The organism is Roseateles sp. P5_E1, from assembly GCF_054049335.1.
Genome location: NZ_JBFUMN010000001.1, coordinates 64015 through 85946 on the forward strand (window position 1 = coordinate 64015; position 21932 = coordinate 85946).

Here is a 21932-nt window from a genome sequence, read left to right on the forward strand (position 1 = left end):
CGCTAGGGTTGGCCGCAGTCCGGGCCTGCCAACACGGCGGCAGCGGGTCGCGCCGCCGTGTTGGCAGGCCCACCGTCCAGGTTGCGCAGCACGGCGCACAGCGCGGGCAGATCCAGGCCGAGCTGTCGCGCCAAGCTGTTGCGGGCCATCCAGGTGGCCGACGCCTGATGAGCGCTGCCCTGGCGGCTGGCCTGTACCGTCCATTCGCCTAACGCCACGGTCAGCACGGCCAGACGCTCGAAGGCGTCCTGCCGCTGCAGCAGCGGTGCGTCGTCCCACGGCAATTCATCGATGACCCAGGCCTTGACCCATTGGGTGATGGCTTGCCAGCGCTGCGGGCTCAGTGCCTCGTGATCGAAGGCCTGTCGGCATGCGCCCAGATAGGCGGCCAGGGCCACGCCCAGGTCGTCCTCGGCGCGGCCCGGTGCGAGCTGGTTGCGGTAGTGCTGCAGGCAGTGCGTCACCAGGCCGGCCTGGGCACCGGTGCCGAGCATTTCGCTGAGCGCCGCAGCTGCGCCCGTGGGCTCGGCGACGCGGGAGGGCAGGCGCCAGCGCGTGGCGCCGAGCTCGGAGGCCGCATCGGCCTGCGGCGCGTGCGCAAACCGGGACTGCTCCAGGGCCTGGGCCAGACGATGGCCGAGGGCGGATTGCCAGGGGTTGGGTGAAGCGGAAGTGGTCATGGCAGTGCGAGGGCAGTAGGCCGGTGGGAACGCGCAAGGGCGCGCCGGGTCTGACGCAGGCGTTCGCGGCGGCTGAGGGTCTGGACGGCCGACCAGGTCGTTGCGTCCAGGGCGTGGTAATCGGAAGGCTGGCCTTCGTAGAGCGCGCGGCTGCGAGGCGTGAAGCCCAATGCCTCCAGGCAGACGCGGGCACCGCGGTTTTCAGGGTGGCAGATGCCCCAGACCGTGTGCAGTGCCAGCGTCTCGAAGGCATGGCGCAGCAGCACTTCGCCGCCGCTGAGGCTCAGGCCGCTGCCCCAGTGTTCGGGCCTGAGGCGGCTGCCGAGTTCAGCGTCGCCAGGCCGGATACCCAGCTGCACGGTGTCAGGGCTTGCCTGCAGGGGCATGAGGCTGAACCAGCCGGCGAACTGTTCCTCGGCAGCGCTCAGCGGCACGGCGCAACGCCAGATGCCCAGGCCAGGATGGCGGCGATAGAAGCCTGCCAGGCAGGCCGCGAAATCCGCGGCCCAACGTGCCTCGTGCAGGGGCTGTTCATCGGGCAGCAGCTCGCGCACCCGCGGGTCGGCATGCAGGCCCTGGATGTCGGCCGCATCGCTCGCGACGAATTCGCGCAGCAGCAGCTTGTCGCAGCGATGGGAGAAGGCCGTCATGCTTCGCGATCCAGCTTGGCGTCGGCTTGCGGCCAGCGCGCCAGCAGATTGATGCCGCCCGCCGTGACGCCCAGCATCCAGCGCTCGCCGGCATGGTCGAGCAGCACCACACGCTCACGCGCACCAACGGGCAGGGCGCGCACGAAGCGCAGCGCCTCGCCGTCCTCCGCCGGGTTGCGCCCACCCAGGCCCTGCAGGCGCCGCCAGCCGCGGATCAGCAACCAGGCCAGCAGCAGCACGAAGGCCAGGGCGGCCACGGTGCTGGCGAGGTTGAGCATCAGGTTCTGCATGGCATCAGTCGTCTTGGGCGGAAACGACGCGCGGGTCCACGTCGGGGTGGCGCGTCAGGTCTTCGCCGGGCGCGGGTCGCGCGCGCGGCGGCTCGGCAGGCACCTCGTCGCGCCGATGTGGGTCGGCGCGGGCAGCCTCCCACTTGAGCTGCTCGCGCACGCCCTCGGCCCAGACGATGACCTCGGCCAGCACGTCGAACAGGTCGGGCGGGATGACTTCGCCCTCCTCGCAACGCGCCAGCAGCTCGCGCGCCAGCGGCACGTTGCGCACGATGGGCACGCCGGCGTCCTCGGCAGCCTCGCGCATGGCGCGGGCGACGTGGTCCTCGCCCTTGGCGCTGACGGTGGGCACGGGGCAGCGGCCGGGCTCGAAGTCGATGGCGATGGCCACATGCGTCGGGTTGACGACCAGCGCGTTGGCGCCGCGCGCCGCCGCCTGCTGGTTGCGCTGGCTCCACTCGGCATGGGCCTGCTTGCGCTGCTGCTTGAGATGCGGGTCGCCTTCGCTCTCCTTCATCTCCTGCTTGATGTCGCGCATGCTCATGCGCAGCTTCTTGGTGAAGCGATGCCGGGTCCACATCGTGTCGAGGAAGGCCACGCCGGCAAACACGCCCACCGTCCAGGCCAGGGTCTTGACCGTGCCCTCCCAGACCAGGCCGCCGAGATGCTGGGGTGGCCTGTCGGTGCCCGAGGCCAGCCGCATCGCGTCGGGCAGCAGCAGCCGCGCCACCGCCCAGCCGATACCCAGCAGCAGCGCCGTCTTCAGGATGCCCTTGATCAGCTCGACCAGGTTGTCCATGGAGAACATGCGCTTCAACCCTTCGGCCGGGTTCAGGTGTTCGAGCTTGGGCGCCACCTTCTCGAAGGCCAGCACCGGCCCGGCCTGCAGGAACTCGATCAGCGTGCCCAGGACCGCCACGGGGATGACGAGCAGGGCCACCAGCAACAGCGACAGTTCGACGCTCTGCCAGCCCAGCAGGGCGGCGACATGGCCGAAGCCTTCCTCGCGCCAGCCGGTCGACACGCGCGCGAACAAGGCCTCGCACAGGGCTGCTATCCGCTCGCAGGCCATGCGCATGCATAACGCGCCCATCACCAGCCAGACGAGCAGCGTCGCCGTGCTCGTCAGCTCCTTGCCCTTGGCGATATCGCCCTTCTTGCGGGCATCCAGCAGGCGCTTGGCGGTGGGTTGTTCGGTCTTGTCGCCGCTGTCGTCGGCCATGGGTCCCTAACACCTATTTCTAGGGGGTGCAAACGGGGTTTGTGAAAACTTGTTTTCAGCACCGTGACCAGACCTACTTCTAGGGGGCCTTTCACCTCGCTGGACACAGGGTGGTTGGCACGGCGCGACCGAACGATGCCCGGTCTCAGATTGCGACGGTGCAGCAGTTGTTTCCACGCGTAAACGTGGGGGGCAGCCTCTTGCATACAAAGGAGCAATGTCTACGGGTCAGTCAGTTACTTCTGCTTGCAATGGTCAACAAGCCGGCAAGGCTTGCCCCCATAGTCCGCCCGGTCCAAAAAGCAGGGAAGACAAGTGTTCGGACTCCAACGGATCTGCCAGGTCATGGCGACCGGTGCGTTAGGTGCGGCCCCGCTGATGGGGGCATTCGCCGCCGCGCCGAACTGCCCCTCCCCTTCCGCCGAGGCATTGCTGGATGCCGCACCGGCCGCAGGCGCCAGCGGCTTCGCGCTGACCGAAAAGCTGTGCCTGGCCACCCTCGTCAGGAGCCGCTCGGCGCCGGTCGAAGTGCCCGAGCCCGAGGTGCCGGCTGCCGAGGTGCCGGCTGCCGAGGTGCCGCTCCTTGCTCCCGTGGCGCTGCCGCCGGCCCCGGCCGTGATCCGCCCCGCACCGGTCCGTGACGCCGCCGCGCAGGCCCGCATCCGCGCCCTGGCGCCGCTGATGGCCGAAGTGGCCCAGCGCCATGACATCGACCCCCTGCTGCTGCACGCCCTGGCCCACATCGAGTCGCGCCACCAGAGCCAGGCCATCTCGGCGGCCGGTGCGCGTGGGTTGATGCAGGTCATGCCCGCCACCGGCCGTGGCCTGGGTGTGGCCGAGGCGGAGCGCGCGCTGCTGAGTCCCGAGACCAACCTCGAAGCCTCGGCCAGGTACCTGAAGCAGCTGCAGGCCCGCTTCGGCAACGACCTGCGCCTGGTGCTGGCCGCCTACAACGCCGGCGAGGGTGCCGTCGAGCGCCACGGCCGGCGCGTGCCGCCCTTTGCCGAGACCCAGGCCTATGTGCGCAATGTGATGGCCGTCTACACCGAGTTGCGCCGTCGCTTCGGAGTTCAGGCATGAGTGCCGTGAAGCGGCCCGACGGCCTGTCCGGCTACTTCGCCGCGGCCGACCAGCCGCGCGAAGGGCTGATCGCCCGCTTCAGCGACCTCTTCCTGGTTGCCGGCATCGTCGCCATCGTCGCCCTGATGGTGCTGCCACTGCCACTGTGGCTGATCGACCTGCTGGTGGCCGTCAACATAGCCTCGGGGCTGGTGCTGATCCTGATCGCCGTCTACGTGGCCGGTCCACTGGAGTTCTCGGTCTTCCCCAGCGTGCTGTTGATGACGACGCTGTTCCGGCTGGCCCTGTCCATCGCCACCACGCGGCTGATCCTGCTGCATGCCGACGGCGGCCACATCATCGCCACCTTCGGCAAGCTGGTGGCGGGCGGCAACCTGGTGGTGGGCCTGGTGGTCTTCCTCATCATCACGGTGGTGCAGTTCATCGTCATCGCCAAGGGCGCTGAGCGCGTGGCCGAGGTGGCGGCGCGCTTCTCGCTGGACGCCATGCCGGGCAAGCAGCTGTCCATCGATTCCGACCTGCGCTCCGGCCTCATCGACAAGGACGAAGCCAAGCGCCGCCGCCGCACGCTGGAGCTGGAGAGCAAGCTGCATGGCAGCCTCGACGGCGCGATGAAGTTCGTCAAGGGCGATGCCATCGCCGGCATCATCATCATCCTCATCAACCTGCTCGGCGGCCTGGCCATCGGCGTGCTGCAGCAGGACCTCAGCATGGGGGACGCGGTGCACCGCTACTCCATCCTGTCCATCGGCGAGGGCATGGTGGCGCAGATCCCGGCCCTGCTCGGTGCGATGGCCGCGGGCCTCCTGGTGACGCGCACCAACGACGACGAGAACGACCGCCACCTCGGCGACGCCATCCGCAAGCAGCTCGGTGCCAAGCCACGTGTGCACCTGATGGCCGCCGGCATCTGCCTGCTGCTGGCCACCGTGCCGGGATTCCCGCCGCTGGTGTTCGGCCTGCTGGCCGTCGTGTTCGGCGCGGCTGGCATGCTGCTGATGCCCAAGGGCCGCGACTGGCTGACCCGGCGCATGCCCCAGCTCAGCCCGCGGCGCGGCAAACCCGAGGCCGGCGCTTTCAAGACGGCGCAGCTTCGCGTGCGACCCTCCGTGCCGCTGCTGCTGGAACTGCCGCAATCCATGCTCGGTGACGGTGGCCTGGCGGTGACGCGGGCCATCGAGGCGATGCTGGACGAGCTGCAGCTCGACCAGGGCCTGCCGCTGCCGCGCGTGGCCCTGCACGGCCGCCTCGGCCGCGAGGGCTGGCGCCTGCTCGCGCATGAGGTGCCACTGTCTGAAGGCGGCCAGGCCGGTGACGCCGCGGCCCTGGCCGAGCTGGTGCGCCAGGCTCTGCGCCGCAACGCCTCGCTGTTCATCGGCATCCAGGAAACCAGCGAGCTGCTGACCCGCGCCCAGGCCGAACTCGCCGATGTGGTCAAGGAAGTGCTGCGCGCGCTGCCGGTTCAGAAGGTCACCGAGGTGCTGCGCCGCCTCGTGTCAGAGGAAGTCTCGATCCGCAACCTGCGCGACATCCTGGAAGCGCTGGCCGATGCCAGCCAGCGCGAGAAGGACGTGCAGGCCCTGACGGAGATGACGCGCATCGCGCTGCGTCGCCAGACCCACCACCGCATCTGCCCCAGCGGCGAGCTGCAGGCGCTGATGCTGTCGCCCGAGCTGGAGGCGCTGCTGCGCCAGAACCTGCATGTCAGCGGCGGCGCTACCCAGCTCGCCATCTCACCCGACGTGGCGCGCCAGCTCGCCGCCGATGTGCAGGCCCAGGTCGAGGCGCTGCGACCGCAGGCCCTGGTCTGCGCCGTCGACCTGCGCTGGCACCTGCGCAAGCTCATCGAGACCGAGTGCTTCGACACCCCCGTGCTGTCCTTCCACGAACTGCTGCCGACGCTGCGGCTCACGCCGCTGCACCACCTGCCCCCGCCGGGGTCCAGTCCCAACGCTTCAATTCAGGCGCCTTCCCCACAGGCAGCACTGCTCGCCGCATGACCTCAAACCTCAAGATCGCCGCAGCCACCACGCTGCTGCTGGCCCAAGCCCTGCCGCTATCAGCGGCGCCGCTGCCCGAAGGGCTGCGCGCCGTCAAGCTCGAGGCGCGCGACCAACCCATCGAGCAGTTCCTGCAGGGCCTGTTCTCGGGCAGCGACATCCCCGTCGTCGCCAGCGGCGTGCAGGGCCAGGTCAATGGCCGCTTCGAGGGCACGCCGGCCAAGCTGCTGCGCGACCTGAGCCGCGCCTACAACCTGCTGAGCTATTACGACGGCGGCGTGCTCTACATCGCACCGGCCAGCGACACCCAGACGCGCAGCTACCTGCTCACGCCCGCTGCCGCCTCGCAGGTGCAGCGCGCCGCACAGGCCCTGCAGCTGCCCGATACGCGCAACACGCTGAAGTTCAGCGACGACGGCGCCCTGCTCGCCGTGGGCGCCAAGCGCTTCGTGCAGCAGGTCGACGAGCTGGTGCGCCAGGTGCGCCCCGGCACGACGGCGGTGGCCATGAAGTCCTGGGCGCCGCAGCAACAGCAACCGCTGCCCGACTACCGCATCTTCTACCTGCGCTATGCCTGGGCCCAGGACGTGCCGATGAGCTTCGGCGGCCAGCAGACCACCTTGCCCGGCGTGGCCAGCATCCTGCGCTCGCTGGTCGGCCAGCCCAGCAAGGCCCGCGTCATCCCGGCCGCCGACCCCACCCGCGCCCAGGGCAGCCAGCGCGCGCGAGGCGGCGCGATGCGCGGTGCGGGCAACACCACGACGCTCGGCCTCGTCGACGACGCCGCGCCCGGCATGCGCGGCACCGACACCCTCGTCGCGGCCCTCACCCAGGTCGGCTACGGCCAGCCCGGTCAGGACACCGCCGAGCCGGCGGCGCCGCCCGACTTCGCGCCGCGCATCGAGGCCGACCCACGCCTGAACGCCGTCATCGTTCGTGACCTGCCCGAGCGGCTGGAGCGTTATGCCGCCCTCATCAAGTCGCTGGACGTCGAGCCCCAGTCGCTGGAGATCGAGGCCACCATCATCGACATCAACACCGACCGCATGCGCGAGCTCGGCATCAACTGGCGCTACAACCACGGCCTGTCCAGCCTGATGTTCGGCAACGGCACGGCCAGCGACAACCGCCTCAACGGCCAGGTGGACCCGACCCCCAGCGCCAAGGGCGGCGTCATCTCCGCCGTCATCGGCGACCGCTTTCCCTTCGTCGCCCGCATCACGGCCCTGCAGAGCGACGGTGCGGCCAAGGTCGTCAGCAGCCCGCAGGTCGTCACGCTGTCCAACGTCGAGGCGGTGTTCGACAACAGCTCGACCTATTACGTGCGCGTCGCCGGCCGCGAGGACGTCGACCTCTTCAACGTCACCGCCGGCACGCGGCTGCGCGTCACGCCCCATGTGTTCAAGGAAGGTGACGAGCCGGCCCGCATCAAGCTGCTGGTGCAGATCGAGGACGGCGGCCTGACCGGCCAGAGCGTGGACAACCTGCCCATCGTCGAGCGCTCGGGCATCAACACCCAGGCCCTGATCTCCGAGGGCGAAAGCCTGCTGATCGGCGGCATGGTGCGCGACAGCTCGACGGCCGGCGTCGACAAGGTGCCGGTGTTGGGCGAGATCCCGCTGCTGGGCAACCTCTTCAAGACCCAGCGCAAGGGCGGCCAACGCATCGAGCGCATGTTCCTCATCACGCCACGCCTGGCCAGCAGCAAGGCCGCGGCCGACGTGATGGAAAGAGCCCGCCAACCGCTCGCCAATCCGGCCAGCCCGGCCAGTCCGGCCGCGCCCACCGGGCCGACCGGCAGCGAAGGTGCTGCGCAGCAGGAGTGATGCCATGAAGTCCCATCTCCCCGCCTCGATGCTCGAACTGCGCGTGCTGGCCGGCCGCCAGCTCGGCGCGCGTGCCCGGCTGGACGCGCAGCACGACCTGCTCGTCTGCGGCCTGAACTCGGCCAACCAGGCCGACACCCAGTTCGCCGACATCCTGCTCGCCAGCGAGATCGACTTCCAGCTGCGCGTGATCCCGTCCGGTGCCGGCCGCGTCAGCCTGCAGCTCGTCTCCGGGCATGCCGTGCTGGCCGAGCGGGCCCTGATGCCCGGCACCGCCATCCACGCCTGGGCGCCGGGCCAGCCGCTGCAGCTGGGTGATGCGCTGGTGGCTTATGGCCCGGCCGACCAGGACTACTGGCCCGAGCCGGTGCTGCATGACGGCCCCGAGCTGCCCGCCAGCGAGCGCGCTCAAGGCATGCGCGCACCCACTGCCGCGCCGCGCGCCCGCCCCGTGCTCGAAGGTGTGCTGACGGCGCTGGGCCTGGTCATGGTCATCGGTGGCGCGTCGTTGGCCTGGCGTGGCGGCACGCTGCGCGAAGCCGGCCAGGTCGTGGCCAAGGTCGTACCGCCTGCCCAGGCGGCCACCGCTGCAACTGCGCCCGACCTGCTGGCCAGTGCGGTCGAGGTCTTCCGCCTGTACGGCATCGCCGCGCAGGCGGCCTGGTCGCCCGAAGGCGAGCTGGTGCTGCGCACGCAGGAGCGCGACGCCACCCGGGTGCAGGCCGCCGCCGCCGCGGCCAAGCGCGACATCGCCCACCTGCCGGCGCTGCGCATCGACAACCGGCCTCCCGTGGCCACGGCCGCCGCGCCCGCTCCGGCGCCCGACGATCCGGCCAAGCGCCTGGTGGCCGTCGTTGACAACGCCGACAGCCCCTACTTCATCACCGCCGACGGCAGCCGCTACTTCAGCGGCGCCCTGCTGCCCAGCGGGCACCGCGTCGTGCAGATCGCCGAGCGCGCCGTCATCGTCGAGCGCGATGGCCAGCAAACGCGGCTGACCCTCTGACCCCTGTTTCGCCCACTTTCCCCAACCCTCCCACAAGGAGACTCCCATGTCCAACGCACTTCTCAACACCCTCGCCGCCGCACCCGTAAACGGTTCCACGGGTGGCAAGACCAACGGCGGCGGCTCCTGGTTCGAAGCCATGGCCGATGCCTGGGGCAAAGCCCTGGACAAGCAGGCCGGCGACATCGAGACGGCCTCCAACGCGATGAACAACGGTGGCGACACGCCCTCCGCCGTGACCGAGTTGACCGCCATGTCGCTGAAGATGAGCTTCCTGGCCAGCAGCTCGCACACCGCCGTCTCGACGGTCGGTTCCGCCCTCGAAACGATGGCGCGCAAGCAGTGACACCCGGCCTCGCCATCGCCCCCCCGGTGGCCGACGTCCAGCTCGGCGCAGGGGCTTCGCTGTCCAGCCTTGGCCAGGTCGCGCCGACGGCCGACGTGGCGGGCTTCGAGCGCGCCATGGCGAGCGCGGTGCAGCGCCTGGGCCCGGCCGAGTCGCCCGCCCAGGCCATGCAGCGTCTCGTCCAGCCGCTGGACCACATCAACGCCGAAGCGTCGTCGCTGGGGCGCGACGCCCGCCTGGCGGCGGCTTCGGGCCAGGAACTGACGCCGGGCGAACTCGTCAACCTGACGGTGCGCTGCCAGGAGTTCATGTTCCATTGCCAGCTGACCTCGAACATTGCCAATCGCACGTCCGAAGGCTTGCAACAGCTCTTTAGGCAACAGTCGTGATGAAACCACTTCGAAGCCTTTGCGCACTTGCGCTGACTGCCCTGCTCGCCGCTTGCGGCGAGCAGGCCCTCTACGCGAAGCTCGACGAGCGCCAGGCCAATGACATGGTCTCGGCGCTGCGACTGGCCGGCGTGCCGGCGCAGAAGAACGCACGCGAGGACGGCTTCGAGGTGCTCACCGGCGAGGCCGACTTCGCCCGCGCCGTGCAGATCCTCAAGGCGCAAGGCCTGCCTCGCGAGGACTACGACAGCCTGGGCAAGGTCTTCAAGCGCGAGGGCTTTGTGTCGACGCCGGTCGAGGAGCGCGCGCGCCTTATGCATGCGCTGTCGCAGGAGTTGTCGCACACGCTGACCAGCATCGACGGCGTGCTGCAGGCCCGCGTGACGCTGGTGGTGCCGGAGCGCCACCCGCTGTCCGACAAGGTCCAGCCCTCGTCGGCCTCCGTGATGATCAAGCACCGCCCCGGCCTGAACATTGAGACTTTGTTGCCCAAGGTGCGCGCCCTGGTCGTCAACAGCGTCGAGGGCCTGCCGTATGAAAGCGTCTCGGTCGTCGCCTTCGCGGCCGAGCCCACGCCCGTCGCCCCGCCGGTACCCGAGACCCAGGCGACGGTGCCCTTGGTGCTGGCCGTCACGCTGGGCTCGGCCAGCCTGGGTGCTGCGGGCTGGCTGGGTTGGCGCCGCCGTCGGGCTCAGAACCAGCTCGCGCTGGAAGGAGGCGGCCATGACTGAACGCCAGCTGCGCGCGCACGTCGCACGCCGCCTGCTCGAAGACGCGCCGGTGGAGGCCCGCACGCTGAGCTGGGCCCAGCTCGACGCAGCCCCAGCCTGGCTGGCGCTGGAGCGCGATGAACTGCTGGCGCTGGCGCGGCGCTGCGGCTCCGTGCTCGCCGCGCCCGCGCTGCGGCTGTGGATCGCCGGGCCGCTGCGGGAGCTGGCGCGCACCGCCCTGGGCGCGCCTTGGTGGCGAGCCCTGCGCAGTGCGCAGGACTGGCCGGCCCTGCCCGCGGGCCTGCCGGCCAGCCTCAGCGACTGGCCAGACGTCACGACGCCGGAGGCCTTGAGCCAGCGCTTCACCGAGGCCGGCGCCGCGGTGCTGCTGGCCGGCCTGCCGCATGGCTCGCTGCGCCATGCGGCCAGCCGCCGGCTCGGGCCGGTCGCAGCCTGGGTGATGCCGCAGGCCACGGCCCTGGCGGTGTTGCGTGAAACGCTGGCCTTGCAGGCAAGGGTCATTCAATGAACAACTTCATGCTCTGGCATCGCGACCCCCAGGCCAGGTTGGGCATCGCCTCGGACCGGCGCGTGCTGCGTGCCGCCGAGGTGCCGGCCTTGCAGGATGCGCAGCAGCTGCTCGATGCCTTGCGCGAGCTGCTGGAGCAGGAGCAGTCGCGCATCGACGCCGCCCGCGAGTGCGCGCACGCCGAGGGATTGAAGCAAGGCCTGGCCCAGGCCGAGGCCGAGTCGCGCGCGCACCGAGCCGACACGCTGGCTCGACTCACCTGCGCTCACGAGGACGAACGCCTGCGACTGCAGCGCGAAGTGGCCGGCCTGGCGCTGGACATCTTCCAGAAGCTGCTCGGCCAGGTGCCCGCCGAAGAGCGCCTCGCCCGCCTGGCCGCGCAGGCCGCGCGCGAGCTGCTGCCGGCGCGCACCTGGCGGCTGCAGGTGCACCCCAGCCAGCTGCCCAACTTGCACGACGCGCTGCAGGCTGCCGACCCTGAGAACAAGGCCGGCCTGGCACAGGCCGAGATCGTGGCCGATGCAGACCTGGCCGAAGCCGACTGCCGCCTGATCACGGAGTTCGGCACGGCCGACGCCGGCCTCGCCACGCAGGTCGAGCGCCTGGCCCGCGCCTGGGGGCTCAAGCCATGACGCTGAGCCTGGACGTCGAGGTCGGCACCGACACGCTGCGCCGCAGCCTGCAGCGCACCCGCACCGTCGCCACGCTGGGCCGTGTCGTGCAGGCGGGCGGCACGCTGATGCGCGCCACCGGCGTGCAGGCGCGCGTCGGCCAGAGCTGCCGCGTCTTCGATCCCTCGCGCCCGCAGGACGAGGGCCTGCTGGCCGAGGTCATCGGCTTCCAGGGCCACGAGGCCATGCTCGCGCCACTGGGCTCGTTGCAGGGCCTGCCGGTCGGCGCCGCCGTGGAGGTGCTGCACGAAGCCGCGCAGCTGCCCAGCGGCCCGGGGTTGCTGGGTCGCGTCATCGACGCCTTTGGCCAGCCGCTGGACGGCGGGCCCCCGCTCGACCTGCTGCCACGCGTGCCGCTGTATCGCGACGCGCCCTCGCCGCTGCAGCGCCGCCCGGTGCATGAGCCGCTGGTGTGCGGCGTGCGCGCCATCGACGCGCTGCTGACGGTTGGCGAAGGCCAGCGCGTGGGCATCTTCGCGATGGCCGGCGGCGGCAAATCTACGCTGCTGGGCATGCTGGCGCGCAGCACACGGGCCGAGGTCAACGTCATCGGCATGATCGGCGAACGCGGCCGCGAGGTGCGCGAGTTCCTGGAGGACAGCCTCGGCCCCGAAGGCCTGGCCCGCTCGGTCGTCGTCGTCTCCACATCGGACCGGCCGGCACTGGAGCGGGTGCGCGCCGCCTACGCGGCCACGGCGATTGCCGAAGGCTTTCGCGCCCAGGGCTCACGCGTCGTGCTGATGATGGACTCGGTGACCCGCTTCGCGCGCGGCCTGCGCGAGATCGGGCTGGCTGCCAACGAGCCGGCCGTGCGGCGCGGCTATCCGCCCTCGGTGTTTGCCGAGCTGCCGCGGCTGTTCGAGCGCGCCGGCAACGACGCCCACGGCACCATCACCGCGTTCTACACGGTGCTGGCCGAAGACGAGGACGGCAACGACCCGGTCGCTGAAGAAGTGCGCTCCATCCTCGACGGCCATCTGGTGCTGTCGCGTGCGCTGGCCCAGGCTCAGCATTACCCGGCCATCGACGTGCTGGCCAGCGCCAGCCGCGTCTTCACCCGCGTGACCCAGCCCGAGCAGCAGCGCGACGCCGCCCATCTGCGTGCGCTGATGGCGCGGCACAAGGAGGTCGAGTTCCTGCTGCGGGTGGGCGAATACCAGGCCGGCAGCGACCCGCTGGCCGACCAAGCCATCGAGCGCATGCCGCAGATCAAGGCCCTGCTGCAGCAGGCCACGCACGAACCCAGCGACTGGGACGGCTGCCTGCAGCATCTGCGGGAGATCGTGTCGTGAACCAGCTTTCCGACATCGAGGCACGCCAATGGCTGCGCCTGCGCCAGCTGCGCGTGCAGCGGGCACGCCTGGCGCTGGCGCAGGCACAGGCCGAAGAGCGCCAGGCCGTCGCCGCGGTCGAGGACCGCGAGGCCCGCATCGAGCAGGGCCGCAGGCTGATCGTCGAGCTGGCGTTTCACTGGGGCGGCGCCGGCAGTGCCGACATGCCGCGCTGGGTGCACCAGGTGCAGGCCCACGGCGAGGCGTTGGCCGAGCGGCTGGAGCGCGATGAATACGCCTTGCTCGACGAGCGCGAGACGCTGGGACAAGCCCAGGCGGAAGTGCAACGACGCCGTGCCGAGCTCGCCCGTGCCCAGGCCCGCGAGGACGCCGTAGACGCGACGCTGAAGGACCAGCGCCGCCAGGCCAGCCAAGCCCGCGAGCAGCAGGCCGAGCTGGAAACCGAAGACGCCTGCCGGACGCTGCATTGACATGAAGCTGCTGCCAATCCTGCTGCCCCTGGTCGCGATGCCGCTGCGCGCGCGATCCGCCATGGCGATGCCGGAGGCCCTGCCACCTCAGGACTCCCACCGCGACGCCGGCGATGAGCCCGACTGGCGCAACGCCTACCTGCGCCTGCGTGAGCAGGACCCGTCCGAGCCCGAGCCCGTGCTGCCCATCGCGCCGGCGATGGCGCGAACCCCACGCGATCAGGCACCCGAGATGACGGAGGTCCGCAGCGTGTCGGCCACGCCCACCACGGAACGTCTCGAAGCGATGCGGCAACTCGGCGAAGCTGCCCCGTCGGCAAATCCGCAGGCGCGTGCCTGGCAAGTCGAGTTGCCCGCGGTGGCCGGCCCGGCCTGGCAGCTGCGCGTCGAGCAAGCCCAGCCGCTGGCGCCATTGAACCTGGAGCTGCGCGTGCCGCAAGTCGCCCAGGCCCAGGCCCGGCAGCAATTGAGCGACCTGGACAAGCGACTGCGCGATGCCGGGCATGATGTGCTGAGGTCGCGCCTGCGCGACGGCGCACGAACGGACAAGCGGCGCCGGCCTGCCGACGAGGTGGAATCATGAGCGCAGTGCCGGGCCGCCCCAAGCAAGCTCGCTCCCGCTTGGCGGGACAGGCCGAAGGCCGAAGGGTGCACCAATGACCAGCATCACCGCCATCCAGGCCCTGTCGCCGGCCGAGACCTGGGAGGCGTGGCAGGCCTTGATGCAGGCCTCCCTGGGTGAGGCCGAAGGCGCGGGCAGCGTGGAAGCCGGCCAGCCCCATCTGCAGCCGCAGCCGACGGAGGCGGCCCAGCCGCTGAGCGCGCTGAACCTGTCGAGCGAGGCCAGCCCGTTGCTACAGACCCCTCATGCGCATCACGCGCATCAGGTCCAGCACGCCCATGAACCCCAACCCGCAACGGCCGCGGTGCCGCAGCCGCTGGCCGCTCCCGACGTACCGACGGTGGCTGCGATGCCCGCAACGCAGGCATCGCAGGACAAGCCGGCCACACCATCACCGGTGCATTCACCATCGGCCGGGTTGCTCGGCGATACACCGATGGCCGCCACGCGGCTTGCCGATGCGGGTGCGACCGTGCTGCCGATGGCGCCGGTGCTGATGGCGCCGCTGACACTGCAGAACGGCCCCGAGCTGCGCTGGCGCGCGCAGGATGCCGCCAGCTGGCGGCAGCTGTTCGAGGACGCAGGTCGCGATGCGCCGGACGAACAGGAGCCGCCGGTGCTGCCGACGCCTGAAGCCATCGAGCTCGAGGCCATGCCGCCGTGGGCGCTGCTGCTGTTGGCCCGGCTGCGCGAGGCGACGCTCGCGCCCGCCGCCGCGGCGGCTTTGCGCCCGGCCCTGCAGGCCTGGCGTCTGGGCCTGCCGGTGCTGCTGGCCAGCCCAGCCGGCCTGGCCAGCCTGCAAGCCAGCCGCGATGCCACCACCTGGCAATGGCGACGCTGGCCGGCGCGTTGGCGCACGGCCCGTCCGGCCACGATCGAGCGCTGGTGGACGGTGCGCCTGGCGCTGGGCCCCCAGGGCCGCCCGCGCACGCTGCGCGACCTGGCCGGAGGTGCGGTGCCCGCGCCGGGCCAGGTCAGCTGCGAGCTGCGCCTGGACGACGTCGCGCCCGGCATCGCCCAATGGACCGAGGTGCTGGTGCAGGCCCCCGCCAGCGCCAGCCTGCGAGCGCTGCTTGCCGCGCGGCCTTCGATCCCCTGGCTGTTGTGCAACCAGGCCCTGTGGCCTCGGGAAACGCCATGAGCGCCGCCCGGCCGTCCGAAGGCGCGCAGCTCCCGCTTGGCGGGACCGCGCGCAGCGCGAAGGGTGCCTCAGTGCGCCGCGTCGACGCCGATCTGCTGCACGCCCTGGGCGAACTGGGCGAGGCCCTGGCCATCCTCGATGGCGACTTCCTCGTCGCGCTCAACGCGCCCATGCAGGCTCTGCTGCCGGGCGAGATCGGCGGCCTGGCCGAGGACTGGGCCCAGCCGCTGCATGGCCTGGCCAGCGCACTCATGGCGCCGCTGGGCGCGCGCACACGCTGCGGCGTCAGCGGCGAATACGTGGCCCAGCGCGTGGCCCTGGATGCCCGCCATGTGCTGCTGCGCCTGGACGACGAGCGCGAACGCCTGCATCACCTGCAGCGCCAGCTCGACGACCGCGAGGGCCTGCTGTTCACATCGCGCTCGCTGACGGTCAGCGAGATGGGCAGCGTGCTGGCGCATGAGCTGAACCAGCCCATCGGCGCCACCGCCAACCTGTTGCGCGGCCTGAAGCTGCGCCTGGCCCGCCGCCATCCGGATGACACCGACGAGCTGGCCGCGCTGGACAAGGCCGTGCAGCAGGTCACGTATGCCAGCCAGATCATCGGCCGGGTGCGCGAGTACACGCAGTCACGCCAACCCAAGACCGAGAGGCTGGACCTCGTCGAGCTCGTGCACCAAAGCCTGGGCCTGCTCGACTGGGACCTGCAGCGCGAGGCCGTGCGCCTGGTGCTGCGCCTGCCGATGCAGCCCGTGCCGGTGCAAGGCGACGCCGTCATGTTGCAGCAGGTGCTGATCAACCTGCTGCGCAATGCGCTGGACGCACTGCGCCTGGACCGGCCAGCCGAGCCGCTGATCGACATCGAGCTGGTCGTCGACGGTGCCCGCGCCGAGCTGCGCGTGGCCGACAACGGCCCCGGCATCACGCCGCAGACTGAAGCCCGGCTGTTCGTGCCCTTCAGCTCCACCAAGCCCAACGGCATGGGCCTGGGGCTGTCCATCTGCCGCTCGCTGATCGAGATGCACCAGGGCCGGCTCTGGTTCACGCGCCGCGACGCCGGCGGCTGCTGCTTTCACTTCGCTCTGCCGGTGACGGCGGCGGCGACCCCACCCACTCTGGAGAGGACGACATGACCCCTCGGCAAATCTACGTGGTGGATGACAACCACGAGTTCCGCGACTCGCTGCGTTTCTGGCTCGAAGGCTTCGGCTGCCAGGTGCGCGACTGGGGCGACCCGCGCGATGCGCTGCAGTCCCTGGCCCGCGTGGCCGTGGGCACGACCTGGCCCGAGTCCACCTGCCTGATGCTGGACGTGCGCATGCCCGAGCTGTCGGGGCTGGACCTGCACGACGCATTGCGCGAGCGCGGCATCCACCTGCCCGTCATCTACATGAGCGGCCATGCCGACGTGCCGCTGGCCGTGGCCGCGATGCAAAAGCGCGGTGCCGTCTCGCTGCTGGAAAAGCCGCTGGACGACGTCGCCCTCAGCGCGGCCCTGGACCGTGCCTTTGCGCCGACCGATGTGGACAGCGGCATCGACACCGAAGTGGAAGGCTCGCGCGAGGAGTTCGAGCGCCGCTCTCAGACGCTGTCGCCGCGCGAGCGCCAGGTGCTGTCCCTCGTCGTCAAGGGCCTGATGAACAAGAACATCGCCGACGAGATCAAGCTGTCGCTGAAGAGCGTGGAGCTGTACCGCTCGCGCGGCATGCGCAAGATGAAGGCGAAGTCGGTCACCGAGCTGACCCGCATCATGGTGAGTCGCCGAGCATGAGCTTCATTCCCCAAGCACTGACGCAGGCGTCGAGCTGGCACTACCTGTGCGGCCAGGCGCGGCTGTGCATCAGCGCCGATGATTTCGAGACGGGCGATCTGGTGTCCTGCGCCGCAGAGGCCGCCGTCGTGCTGGATCTGGCGGGCGAACTGCTGGACGCCCTGGCGGCCGCGGGCCTCGTGTCTGCCGCGGATTGGCAATGGGTGGCGCAGTCGGGCGCCATCAGCGTGAGCGGTGCCCAGGCCAGCTGGCGGGGCGCCGAGGTGCAGGCGCAGCTGTCGCTGCCCTGGACGGCGTTGCGCGCGCTGGGCGAAGCACCCGAAGTGCCCGGCCTGCAATGGCACGCAACCGCGGCCGAATGCGTGCTGGCGCAGTGGCGGCTGGGCGACGAGGAACTGGCCGCGCTGGAGCCGGGCGGACTGCTGTTGCTGGAAGCGCCGGCCTCTCGCCAGCTGCGCGCACGGGCTGAGCCCACGGGTGAAGCGCCGTGGCAGCTGGTGGCGCGCTGGGAACAGCCACTGCCGCTGGAGGTCGTGATGGGCTGGAACGGGCCGCCGCCTGCGGCGCCGATTCAATGCCAGCTCATCGATGCCACCCGCCCAGACGTGCCGCGTGCCCGCGGACGCCTCGTGCCGTGGGGCACGGGCCAGGCCTTGCGCATCGAGGCGGTCTAGCCGATGGACCTCAGCACTTTCACGCCGGCCTCGGCCCTCATCACCGTCATCCTGCTGGCGCTGGCGCCCTTCGTGGCGGTGATGATCACGTCCTTCACCAAGCTCGTCGTCGTGCTGAGCCTGCTGCGCAATGCCATGGGCCTGCAGCAAGTGCCGCCCAACGTCGTCATGAACGGCCTGGCCCTGGTGCTGAGCATCTACGTCATGTACCCGGTGGGCGTGGAGATGCAGGAAAGCCTGAGCGCCATGCCGGCCACCAAGGCCGGCTCGGCGTCGACCAGCCAGATGGTGGCCGCGGCCGACGTCGCCAAGGAGCCGCTGCGCGAGTTCCTGATCAAGCACAGCCGGCCGCTGGAGCGTGCCTTCTTCCTGAAGACCGCGCAGCGCAGCCTCAAGCCTGAGCAGGCTCAGGCCTTGAGCGAGCGCGACTTCCTCGTCATCGTGCCGGCCTTCACGGTCAGCGAGCTGACGGTGGCCTTCGAGATCGGCTTCCTGATCTTCCTGCCCTTCCTCGTCATCGACCTCGTCATCTCCAACATCCTGATGGCCATGGGCATGCAGATGCTGTCGCCCACGACGGTGTCGCTGCCCTTCAAGCTGCTGCTCTTTGTGCTGATCGATGGCTGGGTCAAGCTGACCCATGGCTTGGTTCTCACTTATCAAACATGAACAGCGAAGTCATCCAACTCACCCAGCAGGCGCTGTGGCTGGTGCTGCTGTTGTCGGCGCCGCCTATCCTCGTGGCCGCCATCGTCGGGCTGCTGATCGCCTTCATCCAGGCGGCCACGCAGCTGCAGGAGCAGACGGTGCAGTACGTCGCCAAGTTCTTCGCCATCGTCGTCACCATCTTCATCACCGCCTCGCTGCTGGGCGGCAGCCTCTACCGGCTCGGCGACAAGGTGTTCAGCGAGTTCCCTGGCCTGGTCAAGATCAACCGCTGATGCTGGAGTTCTGGATCGGGCATCCCACCGATGCCGTCCTGCTACTGGGCCTGTCCACCATGCGCGTGGCGGTGGCCTTCCTGCTGGTGCCGCTGTTCACCCAGGACCTGATCCCGGCGCTGATCCGCAACTCGCTCTTCGTCGCCCTGGGCCTGCTGGGCCTGCTGGTGCAGGAGATCAAGCCGCTGCAGCTGAGCGGCTGGCAGTGGGCGATGCTCTACGGCCGCGAGGCCATGCTGGGGGCGGCGATGGGCTTTTTGTTCGCCGGGTTGATGTGGTCCTTCGAGATGGCCGGCCAGCTCATCGACACCAAGGTGGGTTCGTCCCAGGCCCAGGTGCTGGACCCGTTGTCCGGCCATCAGACCTCGCTGACCGGTGCCTTCCTGGCGCGCCTGGCAAGCTGGGTCTTCATGGCCTCGGGTGGCTTCATGCTGTTCGCCGCGCTGCTGCTGGACAGCTTCGCGCTGTGGCCCGTCCATGGCGCCTGGCAGCTGCTGCCAGCGGGCATGCTGGCCTTCGAGGCGGAGTTCGGCCGCATGCTGCGCCTGGCCCTGATGGTCGCTGCACCGTCGCTCGTGCTGCTCTACCTGGTGGACGGCGTGCTGGGCCTGATCAACCGCTATGCCCAGCAGCTCAATGTGTTCAGCCTGTCCATGTCCATCAAGGCCGTGGTGGGCCACCTGGTGCTGCTGCTGCAGCTGGGCAGCCTGGTGGCGCTGATGAACGACGAGCTGCTGGCCCGGCCCAGCGTGGTGACGGACCTGCTGAAGCGCCTGTTCGCCTGAGGATTGCGGCCAACCCTAGAGCGCGCCCGGCCGTACGTTCTGAAACAGCAGCGCCCGCAATTGCCCGGTCCGCGGCGCTGGTCTGAAATGGGCTGACCGACGCGATGCGCGATGCGCTCATCGCCCCATCAGGACAACGCCAAGGGCACCCCATGAGCATCGTTACCCGAACCACGTCGGCCTCCCCGGCCGTGAACGACACGCCGCCGCCCGCCGGCCGCAGCTACGAGGTGCAGCACGGTGACAGCCTGAGCCGCATCGCCAAATCCAACGGCGTGTCGGTGCAGGCGCTGCTGGACGCCAACCCGCAGGTGCGCAACCCGGACGTCATCTACCCGGGCAGCCACCTGACGATCCCGGCGACGCACTACACCGTCCAGCGCGGTGACACGATGCAGCACATCGCGGCCGACCACGGCCTGACGCTGCAGGCGCTGGTGGGCGCGAACCCGCAGGTGCGCAACGCCGACCTGATCCACGTCGGCGACACGCTGAACCTGCCGTCGGTGGGCCATCTGGTGGACGGCCTGCCTGTCGTCGGCTCCGTCGGCCTGGTGCACGACACGCTGCTGCCGGTCTACATGACGGACCCTCGCTACCGCAGCGACATCGGCAAGGCCGCCATCGCCAGCGGCTCGGCACAGTCCACCGTGGAACTGGGCATGACCCGGGCGCTCAACGCCGACCCCACCGGGAAGCGCGATGTGACGCAGCGCCAGATCGCCGAGCCCGCGCTGGCGCGCACCGACGGCACGCGCAACGAGCCGACGCTGAACCTGCAGCGCTTCACCGACCCGTCGCTGGGCTCGAACGCGCTGGCCGCCATCGTCATCGGCAATGCCGAAGGCACGCGCCGCCCCGACGGCGGCTTCACCGCGGCCTATGGCGGCCACACCGACCCGGGCAACGCGGTGCACAACCGCGGCTCTTTCTCCTACCAGCATACGGCCTCCAGCCCCGCCGATGCCGACCGCCGCCAGCTGACGACGCTGCAGGGCCAGCTGCCGGCCTACGAGGCGGCCGCGCGCCGCGCCGGGCTGGACCCGAACAACGCGCGCCTGACCTCGGCCTACCTGGACCTGTACAACCAGTCGCCCAGCGCCGCCGGCCGCTTCCTGAACCAGCTCGGCACGCTGCGCGGCCAGCCCATCGACGCGGCGCACATCACCAACCTGCGCGTCAACAGCTATGTCGACGCCTCCACCGGACAGCGCTTCCGGCTCAGCGGCGGGGGCCAGGCAGGCAGCGGCTTCGTCAACATCGCCAACCGGCAGGTGCACGGCACGGCGACCGAAGCCCAGGTGCAGGCCGTCATCCGCGCCGACCAGAAGCGCCGCACCGACGCGGTCGACAGCGCGCTGAACCGTCAGGGCTTGCTCAACGGCACCGCCACCGCGCCGACCCCGGCCGCCGCGGTGCCGGCTTCAGCTTCGGGGACCGGCAAGGCCGCGCGCATCCTGGATGTTGCGCGCAGCGAGATCGGCACCAAGGAGATCAGCGGCGGGCGCGACAACCCGCGCGTGCTGGAGTACCACCAGGCCACGTCCTTGAAGGCCAGGAACGACGAGACCTCGTGGTGCTCTTCCTTCGTCAACTGGACGATGAAGCAGGCCGGCGTGCCAGGCACCAACAGCGCCGCCGCGCGCAGCTGGCTGAACTGGGGCACGTCCGTGCCCAAGGACGCGGCGCATGTGAAGCCTGGCGACGTCATCGTCTTCCCGCGCGGCAACAACCCGGCGCAGGGCCACGTCGCCATCGTCGAGGCCGTGCTGGCCGACGGCCGCGTGAAGGTGGTCGGCGGCAACCAGGGCAACGGGCCCGGCAACCCCGACGGCGTCAACGAGAAGGTACGCTCGCTGTCCGAAGCCATTGGCGTGCGCAGGGCGCCTTGAGCGCGGCCGTCCATCCCACGGTTGGGTTGCACGCACGGCGGTGCGGGCCGGGATACTGGCCCGCCATCCCTTTTGCATTGGACCGATGGCCCGCTCCCTGCTGCCCTTGATCGCCTCGCTGCTTGCCGTGTTCCACGCGCAGGCCCAGGTCACCAAAGACCCGCTGCCCACGCAGTTGGTGTGCCACCCCAGCGACAACCTCACCGCCAACATCAGCTACGAAGCCAGCGGCGCGTTGCTGGGGGCGGGCGTGTATGCCACCTCCGGCACGCATGAATGCAGCGTGCAGTCGCAGGGCGCCGGCGTCGCGCAGCCCGACGGATCGGTGCGATTTGCCTGGACCGACGAGGTCGAAGGCAACAAGCGCTACCAGGCGATCGTGAAGCGCGTGGGCAACGAGGGCTACACGCTGGCCCTGCAGCCCGCCGGCTGCGGCACGATCGCGCTGCCGGCGGCCATCGCGCTGTCCACCCAAGGCAAGGCCTGCAAGGCCGGCGTGGACCGTGACGCGGCCTTCGTGCTGTTCTGGCGCCAGCTGCGCGAGGCCATTGCCAGGCGTGACGGCGAGCTGCTGCAACGCCTGTCGTTGCCCCAGCTGGAGTTCTCCCCGGACTCCGGCACCGTCAAGGCACCCGCGTCCGTCATCCGCAATGCCGCGACCTGCATCCCCGGCATCGTCACGACGGAGTCCGGCACCGACATCGGCAAGATGCTGAAAGCCATCGACACGCCGCAACTGGACAAGCCACCGCTGTCCAGGGTGGCCGACAACCGCGTGAGCACCGGCGCCTTCGAGGCGCGCTGGACTGCCCAGGGGTGGCGCCTGTCGTGGTTCAACACCTCGCCGGCGGTGTTTTCAACCTGCAAGCCGGGCTGAGCGCTCGTCGTCAAAATGCCCAGACCCACGAATTAGGGGCAGCCGCAGTCGCCTTGGCGGATGAGCTT

General features: G+C 70.4%; 25 protein-coding genes. 21 read left to right on the forward strand and 4 right to left on the reverse strand.

Translation table 11 applies throughout. The annotated features are described in order from the left end of the window. Positions 1-2: 2 nt before the first annotated feature. From ACXJKJ_RS00350 to ACXJKJ_RS00365, 4 genes are read right to left on the reverse strand one after another with little or no spacing between them, the layout of a single operon-like run. Positions 3-680 (reverse strand): DUF6683 family protein, encoded by a 678-nt coding sequence (locus tag ACXJKJ_RS00350; protein ID WP_457352015.1) that lies wholly within the window; start codon positions 678-680, stop codon positions 3-5. Next, a complete protein-coding gene (locus tag ACXJKJ_RS00355) occupies positions 677-1330 on the reverse strand; it encodes a GNAT family N-acetyltransferase (RefSeq protein ID WP_457352013.1) in 654 nt (217 codons plus the stop codon). Before ACXJKJ_RS00355 ends, ACXJKJ_RS00350 begins: the two co-directional genes overlap by 4 nt. Beyond that, the gene (locus tag ACXJKJ_RS00360; RefSeq protein WP_056201134.1) at positions 1327-1620 is read right to left on the reverse strand and encodes a flagellar biosynthetic protein FliO; all 294 of its coding nucleotides are present in this window, start codon (positions 1618-1620) and stop codon (positions 1327-1329) included. Before ACXJKJ_RS00360 ends, ACXJKJ_RS00355 begins: the two co-directional genes overlap by 4 nt. Before the next feature lie 4 nt (positions 1621-1624). Then, the gene (locus tag ACXJKJ_RS00365; protein WP_457388439.1) at positions 1625-2842 is read right to left on the reverse strand and encodes an EscU/YscU/HrcU family type III secretion system export apparatus switch protein; all 1218 of its coding nucleotides are present in this window, start codon (positions 2840-2842) and stop codon (positions 1625-1627) included. Positions 2843-3157: 315 nt separating this feature from the next. On the opposite strand from ACXJKJ_RS00365, the gene ACXJKJ_RS00370 reads away from it, so the two are divergent. The 21 genes from ACXJKJ_RS00370 to ACXJKJ_RS00470 all read left to right on the forward strand — a co-directional run bounded on the left by ACXJKJ_RS00370 (position 3158) and on the right by ACXJKJ_RS00470 (position 21864). Then, positions 3158-3922: a lytic transglycosylase domain-containing protein gene (locus ACXJKJ_RS00370; protein ID WP_457388441.1), complete on the forward strand. Its 765-nt coding sequence runs from the start codon at positions 3158-3160 to the stop codon at positions 3920-3922. Beyond that, positions 3919-5922: an FHIPEP family type III secretion protein gene (locus tag ACXJKJ_RS00375; protein ID WP_082532860.1), complete on the forward strand. Its 2004-nt coding sequence runs from the start codon at positions 3919-3921 to the stop codon at positions 5920-5922. Before ACXJKJ_RS00370 ends, ACXJKJ_RS00375 begins: the two co-directional genes overlap by 4 nt. After that, positions 5919-7748 (forward strand): type III secretion system outer membrane ring subunit SctC, encoded by a 1830-nt coding sequence (gene sctC / locus ACXJKJ_RS00380; RefSeq protein WP_457388443.1) that lies wholly within the window; start codon positions 5919-5921, stop codon positions 7746-7748. The genes ACXJKJ_RS00375 and sctC overlap by 4 nt, the downstream gene beginning before the upstream one ends. 4 nt (positions 7749-7752) lie before the next feature. Beyond that, a complete protein-coding gene (locus ACXJKJ_RS00385; RefSeq protein WP_457388445.1) occupies positions 7753-8754 on the forward strand; it encodes a SctD/MshK family protein in 1002 nt (333 codons plus the stop codon). Between the two features lie 46 nt (positions 8755-8800). Then, entirely contained in the window at positions 8801-9100 is a 300-nt protein-coding gene (locus ACXJKJ_RS00390) for a hypothetical protein (RefSeq protein WP_056201148.1), read from the forward strand. Beyond that, positions 9097-9489 (forward strand): hypothetical protein, encoded by a 393-nt coding sequence (locus tag ACXJKJ_RS00395; RefSeq protein WP_056201151.1) that lies wholly within the window; start codon positions 9097-9099, stop codon positions 9487-9489. The genes ACXJKJ_RS00390 and ACXJKJ_RS00395 overlap by 4 nt, the downstream gene beginning before the upstream one ends. Further along, on the forward strand, positions 9489-10220 hold the full coding sequence (gene sctJ, locus ACXJKJ_RS00400) for a type III secretion system inner membrane ring lipoprotein SctJ (protein ID WP_457388447.1): 732 nt from the start codon (positions 9489-9491) through the stop codon (positions 10218-10220). The genes ACXJKJ_RS00395 and sctJ overlap by 1 nt, the downstream gene beginning before the upstream one ends. Beyond that, positions 10213-10728 (forward strand): hypothetical protein, encoded by a 516-nt coding sequence (locus ACXJKJ_RS00405; RefSeq protein ID WP_056201161.1) that lies wholly within the window; start codon positions 10213-10215, stop codon positions 10726-10728. The genes sctJ and ACXJKJ_RS00405 overlap by 8 nt, the downstream gene beginning before the upstream one ends. After that, positions 10725-11360 carry a FliH/SctL family protein gene (locus ACXJKJ_RS00410; RefSeq protein ID WP_457352003.1) on the forward strand — a complete coding sequence of 212 codons (636 nt, stop codon included), beginning with the start codon at positions 10725-10727 and terminating at the stop codon, positions 11358-11360. The genes ACXJKJ_RS00405 and ACXJKJ_RS00410 overlap by 4 nt, the downstream gene beginning before the upstream one ends. Further along, entirely contained in the window at positions 11357-12691 is a 1335-nt protein-coding gene (locus tag ACXJKJ_RS00415; protein WP_457320406.1) for a FliI/YscN family ATPase, read from the forward strand. Before ACXJKJ_RS00410 ends, ACXJKJ_RS00415 begins: the two co-directional genes overlap by 4 nt. Continuing rightward, a complete protein-coding gene (locus tag ACXJKJ_RS00420; RefSeq protein ID WP_056201170.1) occupies positions 12688-13161 on the forward strand; it encodes a hypothetical protein in 474 nt (157 codons plus the stop codon). Before ACXJKJ_RS00415 ends, ACXJKJ_RS00420 begins: the two co-directional genes overlap by 4 nt. 1 nt (position 13162) lies before the next feature. Next, entirely contained in the window at positions 13163-13744 is a 582-nt protein-coding gene (locus tag ACXJKJ_RS00425; RefSeq protein WP_457388449.1) for a hypothetical protein, read from the forward strand. Between the two features lie 73 nt (positions 13745-13817). Continuing rightward, positions 13818-14924 carry a hypothetical protein gene (locus ACXJKJ_RS00430; protein WP_457388451.1) on the forward strand — a complete coding sequence of 369 codons (1107 nt, stop codon included), beginning with the start codon at positions 13818-13820 and terminating at the stop codon, positions 14922-14924. 71 nt (positions 14925-14995) lie between these two features. Beyond that, positions 14996-16057 (forward strand): sensor histidine kinase, encoded by a 1062-nt coding sequence (locus ACXJKJ_RS00435; protein WP_457351995.1) that lies wholly within the window; start codon positions 14996-14998, stop codon positions 16055-16057. Next, the gene (locus tag ACXJKJ_RS00440; protein WP_457388452.1) at positions 16054-16695 is read left to right on the forward strand and encodes a response regulator transcription factor; all 642 of its coding nucleotides are present in this window, start codon (positions 16054-16056) and stop codon (positions 16693-16695) included. The genes ACXJKJ_RS00435 and ACXJKJ_RS00440 overlap by 4 nt, the downstream gene beginning before the upstream one ends. Beyond that, positions 16692-17369: a hypothetical protein gene (locus ACXJKJ_RS00445; protein WP_457388454.1), complete on the forward strand. Its 678-nt coding sequence runs from the start codon at positions 16692-16694 to the stop codon at positions 17367-17369. The genes ACXJKJ_RS00440 and ACXJKJ_RS00445 overlap by 4 nt, the downstream gene beginning before the upstream one ends. 3 nt (positions 17370-17372) lie before the next feature. Next, a complete protein-coding gene (sctR, locus tag ACXJKJ_RS00450; protein WP_457320418.1) occupies positions 17373-18038 on the forward strand; it encodes a type III secretion system export apparatus subunit SctR in 666 nt (221 codons plus the stop codon). Then, complete coding sequence (sctS, locus tag ACXJKJ_RS00455) at positions 18035-18310, forward strand: type III secretion system export apparatus subunit SctS (protein ID WP_056201193.1); 276 nt, start codon at positions 18035-18037, stop codon at positions 18308-18310. Before sctR ends, sctS begins: the two co-directional genes overlap by 4 nt. Further along, positions 18310-19095, forward strand: a complete 786-nt coding sequence (gene sctT, locus ACXJKJ_RS00460; RefSeq protein WP_457388456.1) for a type III secretion system export apparatus subunit SctT — start codon at positions 18310-18312, stop codon at positions 19093-19095. The genes sctS and sctT overlap by 1 nt, the downstream gene beginning before the upstream one ends. 152 nt (positions 19096-19247) lie before the next feature. Beyond that, positions 19248-20987 (forward strand): TIGR02594 family protein, encoded by a 1740-nt coding sequence (locus tag ACXJKJ_RS00465; RefSeq protein WP_457388458.1) that lies wholly within the window; start codon positions 19248-19250, stop codon positions 20985-20987. An 85-nt stretch (positions 20988-21072) separates the two neighbouring features. Continuing rightward, a complete protein-coding gene (locus tag ACXJKJ_RS00470; RefSeq protein ID WP_457388460.1) occupies positions 21073-21864 on the forward strand; it encodes a hypothetical protein in 792 nt (263 codons plus the stop codon). Positions 21865-21932: the final 68 nt, after the last annotated feature.